The organism is Ferrimonas sp. YIN67, from assembly GCF_057219095.1.
Window position 1 is genome coordinate 549915 of the sequence record NZ_JBXVVJ010000001.1, and the last position, 15955, is coordinate 565869.

Sequence of the window (15955 nt, forward strand, 5' to 3'; positions counted from 1 at the left end):
TTGGCTAACGACAGGCAAGGTACTTCCTCTACGTCCAGGGGAAGAGGAATGGATGAGTATTCAGTGCGACTGGATTTCCACACACGGGGCCGGGGACTGACATGCCACCGGCCCCTGACCGTCCTAGTCGGCTTTGAGCATCTCAAAGATGATGGGGGCAAAGTCGGTGTTGTTCAGGTGACCGGCAAAACGCTCAGCCTGAGCACCGTAGGCCATCACAGGCACATCGACGGCACTGTGACCCCCCGTGGTCCAGCCGGTGCCGGAACGGGCGGAAACGACATCGGCAATGGTGCTGCGCAATGGGCCGTATTCCTGATCACGCTGCGCTTCGATGCGGGCGCTTTCCCCGGGGGTCAGAGGCCAATCGGCGTGCTCGGCCCAGATCGCCTGAACCTCACGTTCGGGCTGCGCCTGCAGCGCTTCCGTCAAAAAGTGCGAGGTCTTGTGGGTGCCCAGTGCGACCGCCGGTTGCCAACCGCCGCGGGTACCCAGGCGACCCAGGGCGAGTCCGCCGGTATCATGATCGGCGGTGGCGATCAGCAAGGTATCAGGGTTGGCATCGACAAAGGCCTTGGCCGCTTTCAACGCCTGAGCAAAGTCTTCCACCTCTCCGAGGGCGCAACGGATATCGTTCCTGTGACCGCACCAGTCGATCTGACTGCCTTCAATCATCAGGAAAAAACCGTTGTCGTCGGTGGACAGCAACTCGAGGGCTTTTTCCGTCATAAGGCGTAAGCGGTGCGGTTCGTCGGTATCGATGGCAAAAGGCATGCCGTCATCGGCAACCAGGCCCATGGCCGGCAACCGGCTCAGCGCGCGGATCCCATCCAGATCCCAGGCTTGCTCGAAGCCGTACGTTGCCAATTGCTCTGACAGACCCCCTTCGGTTCGAGGGAAAAACTGCTGGCCGCCCCCCAGCATCAGATCCAGCATGGTGCGATCGGCGATGCGTTTCTGGACATATTGCTCCGCGATCAGATCCTGAAAACTGCGTCGCTTGGCGTTGGCCACAAAGCCTGCCGGGGTGGCATGGGTAACGGCGGATGTGGCGACGATCCCGGTGGCTTTGCCGGCGATCTTCGCCTGCTCCAGGATAGAGCGCACCGGTTGGTGCTCGGCGTCCATACCCACGACGCCTTTACGGGTCTTGAACCCCGATGCCATCGCGGTGGCCGATGCCGCCGAGTCCGTGATGAACGAGCCGGATGCCGGGTAGGTTCGGGCTGAGCCCACCAGGAGTTCATCATAGATGGTGGGTTCGACCGGCTGGCCCGGCGTCCCGGCTTTGGCATACCGGTGGGCCGTGATATAGGCCGGCCCCATGCCGTCACCAATCATAAAAATGATGTTCTTGGGCGGATGATTCTGGGCGGCTTGTTGGATCTGGGTTTCGGATCCGCAACCGTTCAGCAACAGGGCGGCGGACAGGCAAGCCATATAATGACGCTTCATAGTTCCTCGGAGGCAATATGGGGAAACAGGGTTGAATACCATATCTTTGGCTCAACCGCTTGGCTGCCTTTTGTCGGACGTAAAGTAGGGATCTGCGAGCTCGACCATGAACGCAACTCACACCTTGAGGGGGAGCACCAATTGCGTCGTCGCGGGGCGGTCAGGGAAAAGAGGGAAGCTCCACCGGCTCTCCCCCGGTGAGAGGACACATCCAAAGGATATGGTGGACGCGCTTCGAGGGACTCGAAAGAACAGGGGTGCGGCCACGAACTGTGCGTCGGGGAGACGGAAGAGATCTCCCCCTGCCACGACTCGACCGGGCTTTGATGTCGATGCGCCGAGGGGCAGCCGGAGCCCTTCACACCGTTTCCCTTCGGCAAACGACGGCCCTAATTACGGTTGACATGAGCTTGGCTCAGAGGGACTTTTCCTTCAGTAAATCGAATTTGGCCCAGGCCGTTATCGCGACCTTGCAAGGTCGGATAAGCTTGTAAAGTCCGACTAATATATTGTTATCTTTACAAGGAGGTTGTATGAACAGGTGCTTAAGAGAGCCAATCCCAGAAATATTAGATGCAGCACGCTATCTGGATGCGGCAGTATCTGCGCATCTAGCAGGGAAGTTTGGTGTTGCTGAAGAACTAATTCGGCTTGCTGATATGCCTGAGCTAAGAGAGTGGACAGAATCTCTCTGGGGAACTAATAGTCCATATGTACAAAGACGCACAATTACAAATTCAAGACCAAATCTTCCAAAAAATGACCGTGTAAAAGTTCGCATGCCGAACGCTTCAGAAAAACAACAATGACATAATAGAGATGGGTTCCATTGCCGCTTTTGTGGCATTCCTGTCATACGTAAAGAAGTAAGAGAATATTTTAAGGTTCGATACCCTTTAGTGCTTGAGTGGGGAGGAAGAAACCCGGAGCAACATGCTGGGTCTCAGCTAATGCGGTTATAATATGATCACGTGATACCACATGCGCGAGGTGGAAGTAACGACATTGGCAATATCGTTATAACATGTGCTCCCTGTAATTATGGGCGAGCTGATAGCTTGGTCGAAGAAGTTGGTATATTAACCCCATTTGCCTACGAGCCTGTGCGCTCAACATGGGATGGGCTAGAGCGAGTGCTGCAAGATAACACATCTGAACCTTCCCAGTTCAAGAGGTAAAAGCCACTCCCACCGACAAATAAGCCAGTGCAATGAGTTAACCGAATGACCCTGCTTCGTCTGTCTCAGAAAGCGTTTGCCGCAAAGACAGTTAGAGGCTCCCTTCAACGGCGTTTGCCGATATCTTACTTGCATCCCCATGCCATACAACGCCCCTCTGGTGCCGGAACACCCGAGGGGCGTAGAAAACGAGTGAAGGCGTCAGCGAATAAGCTCGCTCAGATCGTCCCCGCCTCCATCTTTTCGACGATCTCGGCGTACAGGGCCAGGCTGTCCCGGGCCTGCTCCGGGGCGATCTTCTCCATGGCAAAGCCGTATTGCAGCAACAGGTAGTCGCCTATCTCAACGGACTCCGCCAGCAGATGGATGGAGGTCTCCCGCTCACGTCCCAGGGTATCGACTCGGGCGGTCTGGGCCTGCCGGTCAACCGACAGTACTCGGGAAGGGATGGCAAAACACATGTCTCCTCCTTAGCCCTGGGCCAGCATCTTGTCGTCACACGCCAGGGCCGCCGGATCCACAAACAGGGCGCCGAGGGCCAGGGTACTGCCGGCAAAGTCCAGCGGGGTCGGCAGACGAATGGCGACATTGCGATTGAGTCGTGAATAGAGGCGATCCAGCAGGACCGGATTATCGAACTCGTCACCGGCCAGGATCACCTGATCCAGCCCGTAGTCGGCGTCCAGCTGCTCGACCCAGGTACTGACAAAGTCGCAGAAGGAGTCGATAAAGCCGTAGGCCAGGGCGCTGGGCGATTCACTGCCCGCCAGGCGGTAGCTCAGGCAGGACTGCAATGCCCGGTGCCACTGCAACTGGAGGATGCCGTCGACGGAGCGCAGATCGCCGTCGATGCGCGGGGCTACCGGCGAGTCATGTTTGAGCGCGGTCGCCATCAGGGCTTCGGCAGCCAGTGTGGGATCCTGCCCCGAGTCCAGCTGCAGTAGCCAGGCTGCCATGGCCATGGCCCCGCTCAGGGTGCCGGGTACGGCGGTCCGTATCTGTTTTAGCTCGTCCAGCAGACCGCCGGGGCGCTGTTCACATCGGGCCAGCAGACGGGCCGCGGTGTCGCTACGCTGGCGAACCTGTGCCAGCCATTCGCCCGGCGTCTGGCTGTGCGTCGGCAAGGTCGCGAGCCAACGATAGACGCCCTCACCATCTTGATAAAGCAGGCCGGAGTCATGTTCACGACTCAGGTAGAGTACGGCGCTGCGTTTGACGATCCGATCCTGCTGACGCACCCCTTCCAGGGCGCAAGCGGCGGGCAGGGGCATGGGGGTGTCTGGCGCCGAGGTTGGGCCAAACCGGATCCTGTCCTCCTGCCAGCGAGCCTCGGTACCCCGGTAGCAGGCCCGCTGGATCCGGGGAGGATGGGTGATCAATGGGCGTTGCGTCGGCAGGGACAGGGCAACGGGCCGATCATCACAGTAGCTCAGCAGCAGCGACGGCACCTTGGAGCGGATCGCCACCGCATCGATCCCCCGCTCGGCCAGGGCCTGGCACAGCGCCAGGGTCAGGCGATCGTCCGCCAGCTGCACCTGGTAGAGGGGCCGAGGCAGTTGGTGCCGCTCGATGAAGGCCTGGCGCGGTGCCAGCCGCAAACGGGGCTTTTCCAGGCCACTGAGGCACAACTGGCCCTGAGTGCCGATATGCAGGACGTCGGTCAGTGCCTGGGGACGGCAGATCAGCAGGGCCTGATCCTGGGGCTGGATCTGATCCAGCAAGCGCAGTTCCCGACGACCGTGGCGGCAGACATAAGAGGTGCTGCCATCGAGTAGCAGGGCATCCAGGTGACGCTGAGTCCAGCGGGCCTGGCTCTCCTCGCCCTCGAGCCAATGGCTGTCGCTGGTGCTGTCACAATGACGGCAGGAGTGTAAGGGCTGATCCTGGCAATGGCGGCAAAAGGGCAGATCCAGTGGCCCTTCACTCAGCAACTGGGCATCGCCCTGAAATGCATCGATGGCTTGCGTCTCGGTGCCGGTCAGCCAGCAGGAGACGGGAAAGGTCTGGCCGATCAGCTCTGCCAGGGCCTCGAGCTGGGCCTCGTCGCCCTCAGCTTCGATGGCATAGCCCTCGGGATCTCGAGCTAGGGTCTTAACCAGCGGGTGGTGCAGGATCTGGTTGCACAGGCGATCATAGATGGGCACGGCCTGGGCCGTATTAAAGCGAAACCTCAGCTTCATGGGCTCCCTCCGCTGCTGGTAATGTGTCTTGCTGGCAGGACGCCGCCGCGATCACCGTGATATCCGGCTGAGTCTGCTCGGTGAGTGTCAGGCCCAGTGCCGTCAGGTGTTGCACCAGGGCACGCTCCATCAGGGGCACTGCCGCCACCACCTTGTCGGTCAGCTCAAAGCTCATGGCCTCCAGCACTTCGGGGATCACCCCGAGGATAAAGGTCTGGGGCCGGTCCCCCACCATGTCCATCATGGTCAGGGTATGCAGCATCTCCACTTCGTGGGCGCTGCCCTGGAAATCGATGTGGGCCGGTGCCTGGTCGAAGTCAAAGAAGTAGACATCGCCGTGCTGGCCCTGGTTGGAGTGGATGGTATCGAGCACGATCAACTGATCGTACTGGGTGATCATGGGGATCAGGGCGTGGGCCAGGGTGCCGCCATCGGCAAACTCCACTCGGCTGGGCCCCTCGATCCGGTACTTACGTTGGAAATAGTGGGCAAAATGTACGCCGACTCCCTCGTCGGCGTACAGGACATTGCCTATCCCAAGGATCAGGATAGTCTCAGGCATCAGCTTCCTTTTGCTTTCGTTTCAGCTGCATGATCTGCAGCATGCGTGTCGTAACCGGACACTATGGTGTCCATGGAGCTCTTCAGCCGCACCGCGGAGAAGATCGCCATATAGACGTGGATGGGCAGGAAGATGATAAACACCCAGGTGCCGATATGGTGCCACTCACGCACAGGGGCCAGGCCACCAAACAGCGCCACGCCCCACTCGGCCAAGGGATAGATCGCGCCCCCCAGGCCTTGGTGGTAGACGTTGGCGTGCAGGATCAACCCGGTCACGCACATAAAGGCGGCGGCGAGGCTCACCATCAGGTAGCTGACGAACTGCAGCGGACCATAGATCCCCCTCTTATGCAGCTTGGGTCCCATAAACAGATAGGACTTGAGGTTGACGATCCAGCTTTGCGGGCTGATCACATCCCCAAAGGAGCGGCGCTCCACGTCACTGCGGCTGAAGAAGAACAGGTAGGCCCGGTACAGTGTCACGGCACAGAGCACGAAGCCCGCCACCAGGTGGCCGAAGCGCACCCAGCCCTGCTGCAGGTTGTCCGTACCGCCGTAGGGCGTCAGAAACGGCCAGGCGATGTAGAAGCCTGAGATCACCAACACCACGATGCTCAGCGCCCGCAGCCAGTGTCCCCACATGATGGCGGGGCCAAAGACCTTGTCCCGGGTGTATAACGGTTTGCTAGACATACCCCCTCCTTAGGCGGTCACCGCGCCTACTTGGAACTGGCCGAGATCTGTCCCCTTGTAATCCATCACATGGACCGCACAGGCCATGCAGGGATCGAAGGAGTGGATCACCCGGATGATCTCCAGCGGCTGCTTGGGATCCTCCAGCTTCATGCCGATGAGCGACAGCTCGTAGGGCCCCTTCTTGCCGTTGGCATCCTCGGGACCCGAGTTCCAGGTGGTGGGCACCACCGCCTGGTAGTTGGCGATCTTGCCGCCCTGGATCCGCACCCAGTGAGACAGCATGCCACGGGGCGCCTCGATCATTGAGTGACCCACGTACTCGCGGCCGTCGTCCATGCCCGGATCGACGAAGGTCTCCTCGTCCACCAGGATGTTGTCCACCAGGGACTCGAAGGTCTCCAGGGCTGCTTCCGTGACCAGGGTGGTTTGCAACAGGCGCGCCGCCGTCCGTCCCAGGGTGGTAAAGAGCGCCTCGATGGGCAGGCCGGTGGCCGCCAACAGGCCGTCGACGGCTTCGACCACGCGCTTGTTGCCCTTGGCGTAGTTGACCAGCAGACAGGCCAATGGACCCACTTCCACCGGTTCGCCGTCGTAGCGCGGGGATTTCACCCAGGAGTACTTGCCGTCGCCATCCACGGTCGGCAACTCGCCATACACGGTATCGCGCTTAGTAAAGCCGGTGTAGTTGGGCTCGGTCACTCCGTCGTAAGGGTGCAATGCCGGGCCATCCTGGTACCAGGCATGGCTGACGTCTTCCTTGATCAGTTCCGGGTTGATCTCGGCCACGCCGGCCAGGTCGCCTTTCATGATCACGCCACCCTCGAACAGGTACTGACCGCGACCGATGGCGAAGTCCTGGCAGGCCAGGAAGCTGTTGATCCCCACCCCCTTGAGCACTGAGTCTTCGGTCTTGTACTGGGCGGCGGCCATCAGCACGTCCGGCAGGTAGGCGCGGTTGATGAAATCGGCCACCTCGGTGTGCTTCTGCTTCCACTCCTGCAAACGGGCCGGACTGAGGGCATCACGGACACAGGTCACCCCGCCCACCACCAGAGATTGCGGATGGGGCTGCTTACCGCCGAAGATCGCCAGCATCTCCGCCGCCACCCGCTGCACTTCCAGTGCCTTGAGGTAGTGGGAAACGGCGATCAGGTTCTGCTCCGGGGTCAGCTTGTAGGTGCCATTGCCCCAATAGGCGTTGGCGAACGGCCCCAGCTTGCCCGAGGCCACCAGTTTGGCGACCCGCTCCTGCACGGCGCGCAGATCCCCTTCACCGGCGGCGACGGGTTTATCGGTCCACTTCAAGGCTTCCTGGGCGGCAGCGGCGGGATCGGCGGACAGGGCCGAGACCACATCCACCCAGTCCAGGGCGTGCAGGTGATAGAAGTGCACCACATGGTCATGCATGTAGAGGGAGGACTGCATCAAAGAGCGCAGCAGCTCAGCGTTATAGGGGATCTGAACCCCCAACGCATTCTCCACCGCCTCGATCCCGGCCCGGTAATGGGAATAGGTACAGACCCCGCAGATCCGCTGGGTCAGCAGGCCTGCGTCCATGGGGCTGCGCCCCTTGAGGATCACCTCGATGCCACGCCACAGGGTCGAGGAGGACCAGGCATTAGTGATCACATTGTTTTCATCGACTTCCACCTCAACCCGCAAGTGCCCCTCGATACGGGTGATGGGATCAACAACGACTCGCTTGCTCATACCTCTTCCTCATCCTTGTTCTTCTTCAACACCGTGGTCACGGCATGGGCGCCGATCCCCACTGCGGTCAGTCCCAGCACCGTCGCGCCGATGGCATCGGCGGTCTTATCCAGGCTATGGATCTCGCGGCGTCCCAGGGGCTTCTCAAAGTCCGCCATGGTGTCCCAGAAATGGGGCTCGGAGCAGCCGATGCAGCCATGGCCTGCCAATACGGGCCAACTGGTGTGATGGTTAAAGCGTTCGGTGGGACAGTTGTTGTAGGTGTAGGGGCCCTTGCACCCCACTTTGTAGAGGCAGTAGCCCTGCTTGGCGCCTTCATCGCCAAACTGCTCGACGAATTCACCGGCATCGAAGCGACCACGACGCTCACAGTTGTCGTGCACCCGGGCACCATAGGCCCAGCGCGGTCGGTTGAACATATCCAGCGGCGGCAGCTTGCCGAACATGATGAAGTACATCAGGGTACCGACGATGTTCTTCTCCGACGGCGGGCAGCCGCCGAGGTTGACCACCGGCTTGTTGATCACCTCCATGATCCCCTTGGCACCGGTTGGATTGGGCGCAGCGGCCTGAACCCCACCAAAGGCGGCACAGGTCCCGACAGAGACAATGGCGGCGGCGCCGTCGGCGGCGTCGCGGACGATCTGCAGGCCGGTATGGCCCTTACACCCGACGGTTAGGAAGGCGCCATTGTTGGCGGTGGGCACGGCTCCCTCGACGGCCAACAGGTACTGACCCTTGTAGGCCTCCAGGGCGTGCTCAAGGTTCTCTTCCGCCTGCCAGCCGGACGCGGCCATCAGGGTTTCATGGTATTCCAGGGAGATGTGATCGAAGATCAGGGTGTCGACGGTGGGGGTATCGGCGCGAATGAGGGATTCACTGCAGCCGGTGCATTCGGCCATGTGCAGCCAGATCAGCGGCACCCGGTTGGCCAGTTCGGCCGCCTGGGCCACCATGGGGGCAAACTGCATCGGTAGGGAGAGTACCGCGGCGGTGGTCGCGCTCCACTTCATAAAGTCCCGACGGGAGATCCCCTGGGCCTCCATGCTCTCCTTGAGTGAAGCCTGTTTCAGTGGGGGTTGCCCCGCCAGCTCATCCAAACGCTGGCGGCATCGCTCCATTAAGGCATCGTATTTGTTCACAACGCATCCTCCAATCCCTGTGTTAGCGACGCTTGTACCAAGCGAAACCCGCCACGGCACCCACCACAATGATCAGAGTGATCACCTCAACGGCATGGTGAAACAGGCCCAATCCTCCGTGGCCCGGATGCGCCAGCGCAAGCCCGGGAACCATCGCCAATGCCAGTAACCCTTTTTTCATCTCATCATCCTCGTATTCCGTGAAGGATCGTCGGCAAATGGCCGACAAAAGCGCTGGTCAATCTCTGCTCTGACCAGCAGTTAAGTGAATCCTAATGCTTATGAGATACGACATGGCGTGATCCATGTCACCACCGCGTTCGTTGCGAATTGATTTAGGTCAAAGGAGCAGTGAACTTTTGTTCATGACGCAGGTTTTTCCCTAACGTTTCACCAACCTCGCCGCCAGAATGGCTGCCTGGCCCAGGGCGATCCCACCGTCATTGGCGGGCACCAACCCATGCTGAAGGACCCTCAAGTCGCAAACCTGAAGCTGCTGTTTCAACAAACGGTGCAGCAGACGGTTTTGCATCACGCCCCCGGTCAGCAGGATGGTCTCGATGCCACAATTCTGGGCATGAAAACGGGCCACCGAGGCCAGCTCGGTGGCCAGACGGGCGTGAAACAGGTAGGCGAGATCCGCCCTCGAACGCCGTCGTGCCAGGCCATCGAGCAAGTCGTGCCACAATGCGGTGACATCGGGCTCGGCCTTGGCCTTCGGCGGCGGCAGGTGACGCTCGGGCACCGAGCTGGCCAAGGCTTCCAGCGCCATCGCCGCCTCGCCCTCATAATTGAGGGTATCGAAACCACAGTCCAGCAGGGCCGCCACCGCATCGAACAGGCGACCGGCGCTGGAGCCCTTCGGCGATTGCATTCCTTGGGCCATCGCCCGGCGCAAGATCGCCAGTGGCTTGGCTTTGAGCCGACGCAGCGGAGCCAGGGAAGCTTGCTCCCAGTCGGCAACATGGTGCTCCAGATGGGCAAACAGGTTGCGCCAGGGCTGGCGGGTGGCCAACTCCCCGCCGGGCAGGGCGATGGCAGGCAGGCCGGTCAACCGCTGACATTGTCGATAGTCTCCCAGCAGCAGTTCGCCACCCCAAAGATCATGCTTGGTCGTGCCATCGCCATAGCCAGTGCCATCCAGGGCCCAGCACAGCACGGGGCCATCCTCCCGTCCCCAGGCATTGTCCACCAGACCGCTGGCCAGGTGGGCGTGATGGTGGGCGACCCGTTCACTGCCCTGGGTCCGGGCGAGCTGGTGGCTGTGGTAGCCGGGATGGGCGTCGCAGATCCTGTGCGACGGCTCGACATCAAAGAACTCGGCGAAGCGGGCCAGGTTGGCCCGGTAGGCGGCGAAGAGATCGGGATCAGCCAGATCCCCCAGGTGCTGAGACAGCAATGCCTGGCCCCGTCGCACATAGCAGAAGGTGTTTTTCAGATCCGCACCGTAGGCCAGCAGTCCATCGGCCTGCTCGAACCCCTTGGGCAGGGCAATGGGCGTGGGTACATAGCCGCGGGCCCGGCGCAACAGCTGGGGCTTACCATCGACAATGCGGGCGATGGAGTCGTCCACCCGGTTGACGATGGCCCGGTTGTGCACCAGCAGGAGATCGGCGATGGGGCCGAGCTCGGTGAGTGCCACCCCATCATCGATGCAGGGCGGTCGTCCCGAGGCGTTGCCCGAGGTCATCACCAGCGGGGCCTCGAAGGCCGTCATCAGCAGGATCTGCAATGGATTGGACGGCAGCATCAACCCCAGACAGGCCTGCCCCGGGGCAACCGAGTCGGCCAGGAGTGCGTGATCCCGGCGCCGATCCAGCAACACGATGGGGGCGGCCGTATCCTCCAGCAGCGCTTGCTCTGCCTCATTCAGCCGGGCCAGACGATGCGCCCACTCGCTGCTTGGCACCATCAAGGCAAAGGGTTTGCCCGGTCGCTGCTTGCGATGACGCAGGCGTTGCACCGCCGCCTCGTTGGCGGGATCCACCGCCAGGTGGTAGCCGCCCAGCCCCTTGATGGCCAGGATCTGTCCCTGCCTGAGTCGCGATATGGCTTCGTTGAGGGCCGCGTCCCCCGCAAGCCCGGCGATGGGCGAGGCGTCTTGTTGAGGATCGAGCAGGCGGATCTGCGGGCCGCACACGGGGCAGGCGTTGGGCTGGGCATGGAAGCGTCGATCCGCCGGGTGCTCATACTCGGCACGGCAATCGGCACACAGGGGAAAGGCCTTCATGGAGGTGGCGGGCCGGTCGTAGGGAACGGACTCGATGATGGAGAAACGGGGGCCGCAATGGGTGCAGTTGATAAAGGGATAGCCGTGACGACGGTCATCGGGATCCTGCAACTCGTCACGGCAGGCATCGCAGGTCTTGCTGTCCGGCGCTACCCGGGTATCCGCCTTGCCCCCTTTTGAGGGGGTGATCACGAAGGGATAGGGCAAGGCTGCGTCCAGCTGTGACGCCTGTGGCAACACTTGGTCCACCCGCGCCAACGGCGGCAACCGGGCCCAGAACAGCTCAAGGAAGGTGTCCAGCCGCTCGGCCGGGGCTAAACGGATCACCACCCCTTCGGCGTCGTTGAGCACCTCCCCGGCGAGATCCAGTTGATGGGCTAACTGCCAGACAAAGGGGCGAAATCCCACCCCCTGTACCTGACCGCGAACTCGAATTGATACCCATGCTTGCATCAGCCTCTCCTTGTGCTCGTCTCCAGGCTCAGTCTAACCAAGGCGAGCCCTTGGGGATCGGGAGTGGGATCACAAAGCGGACCGATAACCCCCTACGCGCGACACATCCACTGCCACTCCTGACGCGGACAAGTCCTGCACCCAGGGCCACGTACCCGATCGAAGTTGTACTCGCGCCTTTTTGCGGTGCTTTATTGATCCCGGCACTGAAGAACTCGCCCGGTCAAGTCGCCCTGAAAGAAACAGGAAAAACCATCGCAACCGCGCTTGCCACTCCTGGGCTCCCCGGACCCATTCCCAGGCGTATTCCATCGATAGAGAGAAAGATATGATGTCGAACTTACTGCGCTGTGCACTCTTGGTCTGTGCCGCCACCCTCACCACAGGCTGCGCTACCCAAACCACGGCCTTCGTGGCGCCCAACAGCCAAATCACACTGGAGGAAGCGGACAGCCTGTATGTGATCCGTTCCCTCTCCGACAAGCGTGGCCTGGATCGAGAGATCGCCGACAGCCTGTCGCTGATGGGACTGTCCGCCGTATCCGTGCTGCCACGGGAACTGCCCAAGGATGCCAAGTACGTATTGACCTACTCCGACAGCTGGCGCTGGGGGATCAGCGCCAAACTGGATCAGCTGCGCATCGAACTGCGCCAGGCCGATGACCATCGGCTGCTGGTTCGGGCCGAATCCCTCGAACAGTTTCATGGCTGGGCCGATACGGACGGCGTGATCCGTTTGACCCTGGAAGCCCTGCTGGAGAGCGGACAGATCCCATATACGCCGAGCGTTGCGGCAAACAACCTGAGTGATACCGGCGGCGACAACCTGAACGACAACGACAATCTGAGCAAGTCAGACGGCGAACACCTTGTCGCCCGTGAGACCAGCGAGGATCCGGGCGACAACCTGAGCGCCGAGTAAGGATTAGGGGCTGACGTTCGCGCCCCGTCAGTCCCCACATCTTCACGCCTGGCAGACCAATCCCCACCTGTTCATATTTTTTCATCTTCTATTCATATTTCTTCATACCCTGGCCTGTCCTGTTCATATCCCGCCGCTACCCTAAGCCTCAGAATTGTGTTCACGCCGATCCCGAGGAGTCCCCATGCAACGGCGAGAGTTTCTGAAGATGAGCGCCAGCTTAGGTGGGGCCGCCGCCCTGTCCGGCTGCAACCCGATTGCCGGCAAGTTCAGCGGCAAAGCCAGCCCGGACGCGATCCCGCTGAGCGAAGAGCAAGTTAACTGGAGTGCCTGCCTGGTCAACTGCGGCTCCAACTGCCCGCTGAAGGTCTACTCCCGCGACGGCGTCATTACCCGCATCGAGACGGATCACGCCTTTGAGGACCAATACGGTAATCACCAAGTGCGCGCCTGCCTGCGTGGCCGCAGCGTGCGTCAGCGCGTGTACGCGCCGGACCGTCTGAAATACCCGATGAAGCGGGTCGGCCCCCGTGGCAGCGGTGAGTATGAGCGGATCTCCTGGGACGAGGCGCTGGACACCATCCATCAGCGTCTGGGCGGGATCATTAAGGATCACGGCAACGAGTCGGTGTTCTTCACCTACAACTCCGGCGCCTACTACCACTTCGGCGGCAAGCAGAACTACTACCGCCTGATGAACCTCATTGGCGGCTACCTGAACAGCTATGGTGACTACAGCTGGGGCCAGATGTACCAGGCCGCCAAGTACACCTACGGCAGCGAAGCGCTGGCCTACGCCGGCAGTGGTATGAGCGAGATGCGCAATGCCGATCTGGTGCTGATGCTGGGCTACAACCCCTCCGAAATTCGCATGTCCGGCTCCGGCGAGGCCTACGACTTTTTGGTGGCCAAGCAGGAGATCGGCTTTAAGACCATCATCGTCGATCCCCGCTACACCGACTCCGCCCTGGGCAAAGAGGACCAATGGCTGCCCATTCGCCCCGGCACCGATGCGGCGCTGGCCGAGGCGATCGCCTATGAGCTGATCACCGCCGAACGCGTCGATCAGCGCTTCCTCGACACCTACTGCCAGGGCTATGACGAGCGCACCCTGCCGGACGGCGTGGATTACGCCAAGAGCTACAAAAGCTACATTCTGGACAATACGCAGCCCGGCAGCCTGACGCCGGGGGTGGCCGCCAAGACCCCGGAGTGGGCGGCGAAGATCACCGGTATTGCGGCGGACACCATCCGCTCCCTGGCCAAAGATCTGGCCGACACCGCCGAGACCGGCAAGGTGTATGTGCAGATCGCCGCCTCACTGAACCGTCACGCCGCCGGGGAAAACACCATCCGCGCCATGTACATGTTGCCGCTGCTGCTGGGTCAGATCGGCCTGCCGGGCACCAACACCGGCGCCCTGCCCTCCGGTGCCGGTCTGTTTGCGCCCACCATGCCCACCGGCAGCAACCCGGTGGAGAAGGCGATCTCCTTCTTCACCTGGACCCAGGCCATCGAAGACGGGGCCAACATGTCCGTGCTGCGTGACGGCGTGCGCCTGCCTGAGGGCGAGCTGGACGCCAATGGCGACGGCAAACTGGGCACCGGCATTAAGGCGATCATCAACTACGCCGGCAATGCGCTCATTAACCAGCACGCGGACACCAACCGCACCGAGCAGATCCTCTCGGACGAGTCCAAGTGTGAGTTCATCCTGGTGGTGGACAACTGGATGACCCCCTCCGCCCGCTACGCCGACATCATCCTGCCGGACGTGACCTGGCTGGAGAGCGAAGATCTGATCTCCCAGGGCTACGCCGGCGGCAACACCGGCACCCTGGTGCAGATGAGCTCCAGCGTCGGCCCCCTATTCGAGTGCCGCAACTCCTATGACGTGTGCACCGAGTTGGCCAAGCGCTTTGGTGTGGAAGCCGAATTTACCGAAGGCAAAACCGGCCAACAGTGGCTGGATCAGTTCTATGCCGAGGCCCAGGCGGCCCAGCCGAACCTGCCCAACAAGGACGTGATGCTCAAGCAGGGCGTGTACCGCGAGTACCTGCCCGGCGGCAGCCACATCGCCCTGGCGGATTTCCGTCGCGATCCGCAGGCCAACCCGCTGGCCACCCCGTCGGGCAAAATTGAGATCTACAGCAGTGCCCTGGCCCACAAGGCCAACACCTGGGAGTTGCCGGATGAGCAAGTGATCAGCGCGATCCCAAAATACAGCGCCACCAAAGACGGTTTTGAGGACAGTGAGACCAAGGCGCACTACCCGCTGCAGCTGACCGGTTACCACACCAAGGGCCGGGTGCATTCGAGCTACCACAATGTCCCCTGGCTGCGTGAGGCGGTGCAGGACGCGGTGTGGATGAACCCGGTGGACGCCGCCGCCCGTGGCCTGCAAAGCAACGACACGGTCCAGGTGTTTAACGATCGCGGCACCATCGAGGTGGCGGTCAAGGTGACGCCGCGGATCATGCCCGGCGTGGCGGCTCTGGGTCAGGGTGCCTGGTTTCAGGGCGGTCAGTTCAGCCCGCAGAAAGACGCCAAGGGCAAAGGCGTGGACACAGGGGCCTGCCTCAACACCCTGACCAGCCAGCGTCCAACCCCGCTGTCCAAGGGCAACGGCCAACACACCAATCTGGTGGAAATTCGTAAAGTAGAACGCCAGGAGGAGCCAGCATGAGCGCGCCGTCCATTCTCAATCCGAAGCAGTACGGCTTCTACGTCGACACCAGCAAGTGCACCGGCTGCAAAACCTGCCAGGTGGCCTGTAAGGACAAGAACGATCTGCCGGTGGGGATCAACTACCGCCGGGTCTACGAGTACGGCGGCGGTGGCTACCAGGTGGATGCGGATCAGGTGATCCAGGTGCAGGACGTGTACGCCTACTACGCCTCCATCTCTTGTAACCACTGCACTAAGCCCGCCTGCGTCAAGGTGTGCCCCACCGGTGCCATGCACAAACGTCGCAAGGACGGCCTGGTGCTGATCGACGACGAAGTGTGCGTCGGTTGTGGTCGCTGTCATAAAGCCTGCCCTTATGATGCGCCGCAGATCGACCTCGACAACGGCCGCATGACCAAGTGCGACGGCTGTCATGAGCGCATTGCCTTGGGCCGCAAACCGATCTGCGTCGAGTCCTGCCCGATGCGGGCGCTGGATTTTGGCCCCATGGACGAGCTGCGGGCCAAGTACCCGGATCATATGGACGTGGCGCCGCTGCCCCACAGCAAGCGCACCCTTCCTAACCTGCTGGTCAAACCCAGCCGAGATGCGCGCGAGAGCGGCAAAGGCGACGGCGAAGTGCTGAACTGGGCCGAGGGCCTGGTGAGCTTCCCCTGGGAGAAACAGGGCTCACTGAGTTGATCTGGATTAAGCCCGGACCGATCCAGATCGAAGAATGAAGTCTTTTCTTGATCTGG

14 protein-coding genes are annotated in these 15955 nt (G+C 61.4%); 5 read left to right on the forward strand and 9 right to left on the reverse strand.

Features of this window, described 5'->3' with window-relative positions; all coding sequences use genetic code 11:
- Nucleotides 1-123: 123 nt before the first annotated feature.
- Nucleotides 124-1455, reverse strand: a complete 1332-nt coding sequence (locus tag AC2D8U_RS02085; protein WP_484617378.1) for an alkaline phosphatase — start codon at nucleotides 1453-1455, stop codon at nucleotides 124-126.
- 533 nt (nucleotides 1456-1988) lie between these two features.
- On the opposite strand from AC2D8U_RS02085, the gene AC2D8U_RS02090 reads away from it, so the two are divergent.
- Both AC2D8U_RS02090 and AC2D8U_RS02095 read left to right on the forward strand, forming a co-directional pair.
- Nucleotides 1989-2264 (forward strand): hypothetical protein, encoded by a 276-nt coding sequence (locus tag AC2D8U_RS02090; RefSeq protein WP_484617379.1) that lies wholly within the window; start codon nucleotides 1989-1991, stop codon nucleotides 2262-2264.
- Nucleotides 2265-2426: 162 nt separating this feature from the next.
- Complete coding sequence (locus AC2D8U_RS02095; protein WP_484617380.1) at nucleotides 2427-2633, forward strand: HNH endonuclease; 207 nt, start codon at nucleotides 2427-2429, stop codon at nucleotides 2631-2633.
- 218 nt (nucleotides 2634-2851) lie between these two features.
- On the opposite strand, the gene AC2D8U_RS02100 is transcribed toward AC2D8U_RS02095, so the two are convergent.
- From AC2D8U_RS02100 to hypF, 8 genes are all read right to left on the reverse strand, one after another.
- On the reverse strand, nucleotides 2852-3094 hold the full coding sequence (locus AC2D8U_RS02100; protein WP_484617381.1) for a HypC/HybG/HupF family hydrogenase formation chaperone: 243 nt from the start codon (nucleotides 3092-3094) through the stop codon (nucleotides 2852-2854).
- A 9-nt stretch (nucleotides 3095-3103) separates the two neighbouring features.
- Nucleotides 3104-4813, reverse strand: a complete 1710-nt coding sequence (locus AC2D8U_RS02105; protein WP_484617382.1) for a hypothetical protein — start codon at nucleotides 4811-4813, stop codon at nucleotides 3104-3106.
- Entirely contained in the window at nucleotides 4791-5375 is a 585-nt protein-coding gene (locus tag AC2D8U_RS02110) for a HyaD/HybD family hydrogenase maturation endopeptidase (protein ID WP_484617383.1), read from the reverse strand. The genes AC2D8U_RS02105 and AC2D8U_RS02110 overlap by 23 nt, the downstream gene beginning before the upstream one ends.
- The gene (gene cybH, locus AC2D8U_RS02115) at nucleotides 5375-6070 is read right to left on the reverse strand and encodes a Ni/Fe-hydrogenase, b-type cytochrome subunit (RefSeq protein WP_484617384.1); all 696 of its coding nucleotides are present in this window, start codon (nucleotides 6068-6070) and stop codon (nucleotides 5375-5377) included. The genes AC2D8U_RS02110 and cybH overlap by 1 nt, the downstream gene beginning before the upstream one ends.
- Nucleotides 6071-6079: 9 nt before the next feature.
- The gene (locus AC2D8U_RS02120) at nucleotides 6080-7783 is read right to left on the reverse strand and encodes a nickel-dependent hydrogenase large subunit (RefSeq protein WP_484617385.1); all 1704 of its coding nucleotides are present in this window, start codon (nucleotides 7781-7783) and stop codon (nucleotides 6080-6082) included.
- Nucleotides 7780-8925: a hydrogenase small subunit gene (locus AC2D8U_RS02125; RefSeq protein ID WP_484617386.1), complete on the reverse strand. Its 1146-nt coding sequence runs from the start codon at nucleotides 8923-8925 to the stop codon at nucleotides 7780-7782. The genes AC2D8U_RS02120 and AC2D8U_RS02125 overlap by 4 nt, the downstream gene beginning before the upstream one ends.
- A 22-nt stretch (nucleotides 8926-8947) precedes the next feature.
- The gene (locus tag AC2D8U_RS02130; RefSeq protein ID WP_484617387.1) at nucleotides 8948-9106 is read right to left on the reverse strand and encodes a hypothetical protein; all 159 of its coding nucleotides are present in this window, start codon (nucleotides 9104-9106) and stop codon (nucleotides 8948-8950) included.
- 201 nt (nucleotides 9107-9307) lie between these two features.
- On the reverse strand, nucleotides 9308-11608 hold the full coding sequence (gene hypF / locus AC2D8U_RS02135; protein ID WP_484617388.1) for a carbamoyltransferase HypF: 2301 nt from the start codon (nucleotides 11606-11608) through the stop codon (nucleotides 9308-9310).
- A gap of 328 nt (nucleotides 11609-11936) precedes the next feature.
- On the opposite strand from hypF, the gene AC2D8U_RS02140 reads away from it, so the two are divergent.
- The 3 genes from AC2D8U_RS02140 to AC2D8U_RS02150 all read left to right on the forward strand — a co-directional run bounded on the left by AC2D8U_RS02140 (nucleotide 11937) and on the right by AC2D8U_RS02150 (nucleotide 15899).
- Nucleotides 11937-12530, forward strand: coding sequence for a hypothetical protein (locus tag AC2D8U_RS02140; RefSeq protein WP_484617389.1), 594 nt, complete (start codon nucleotides 11937-11939; stop codon nucleotides 12528-12530).
- Nucleotides 12531-12714: 184 nt separating this feature from the next.
- Entirely contained in the window at nucleotides 12715-15216 is a 2502-nt protein-coding gene (locus AC2D8U_RS02145; RefSeq protein ID WP_484617390.1) for a DMSO/selenate family reductase complex A subunit, read from the forward strand.
- On the forward strand, nucleotides 15213-15899 hold the full coding sequence (locus AC2D8U_RS02150; protein WP_484617391.1) for a DMSO/selenate family reductase complex B subunit: 687 nt from the start codon (nucleotides 15213-15215) through the stop codon (nucleotides 15897-15899). Before AC2D8U_RS02145 ends, AC2D8U_RS02150 begins: the two co-directional genes overlap by 4 nt.
- Nucleotides 15900-15955 lie beyond the last annotated feature (56 nt).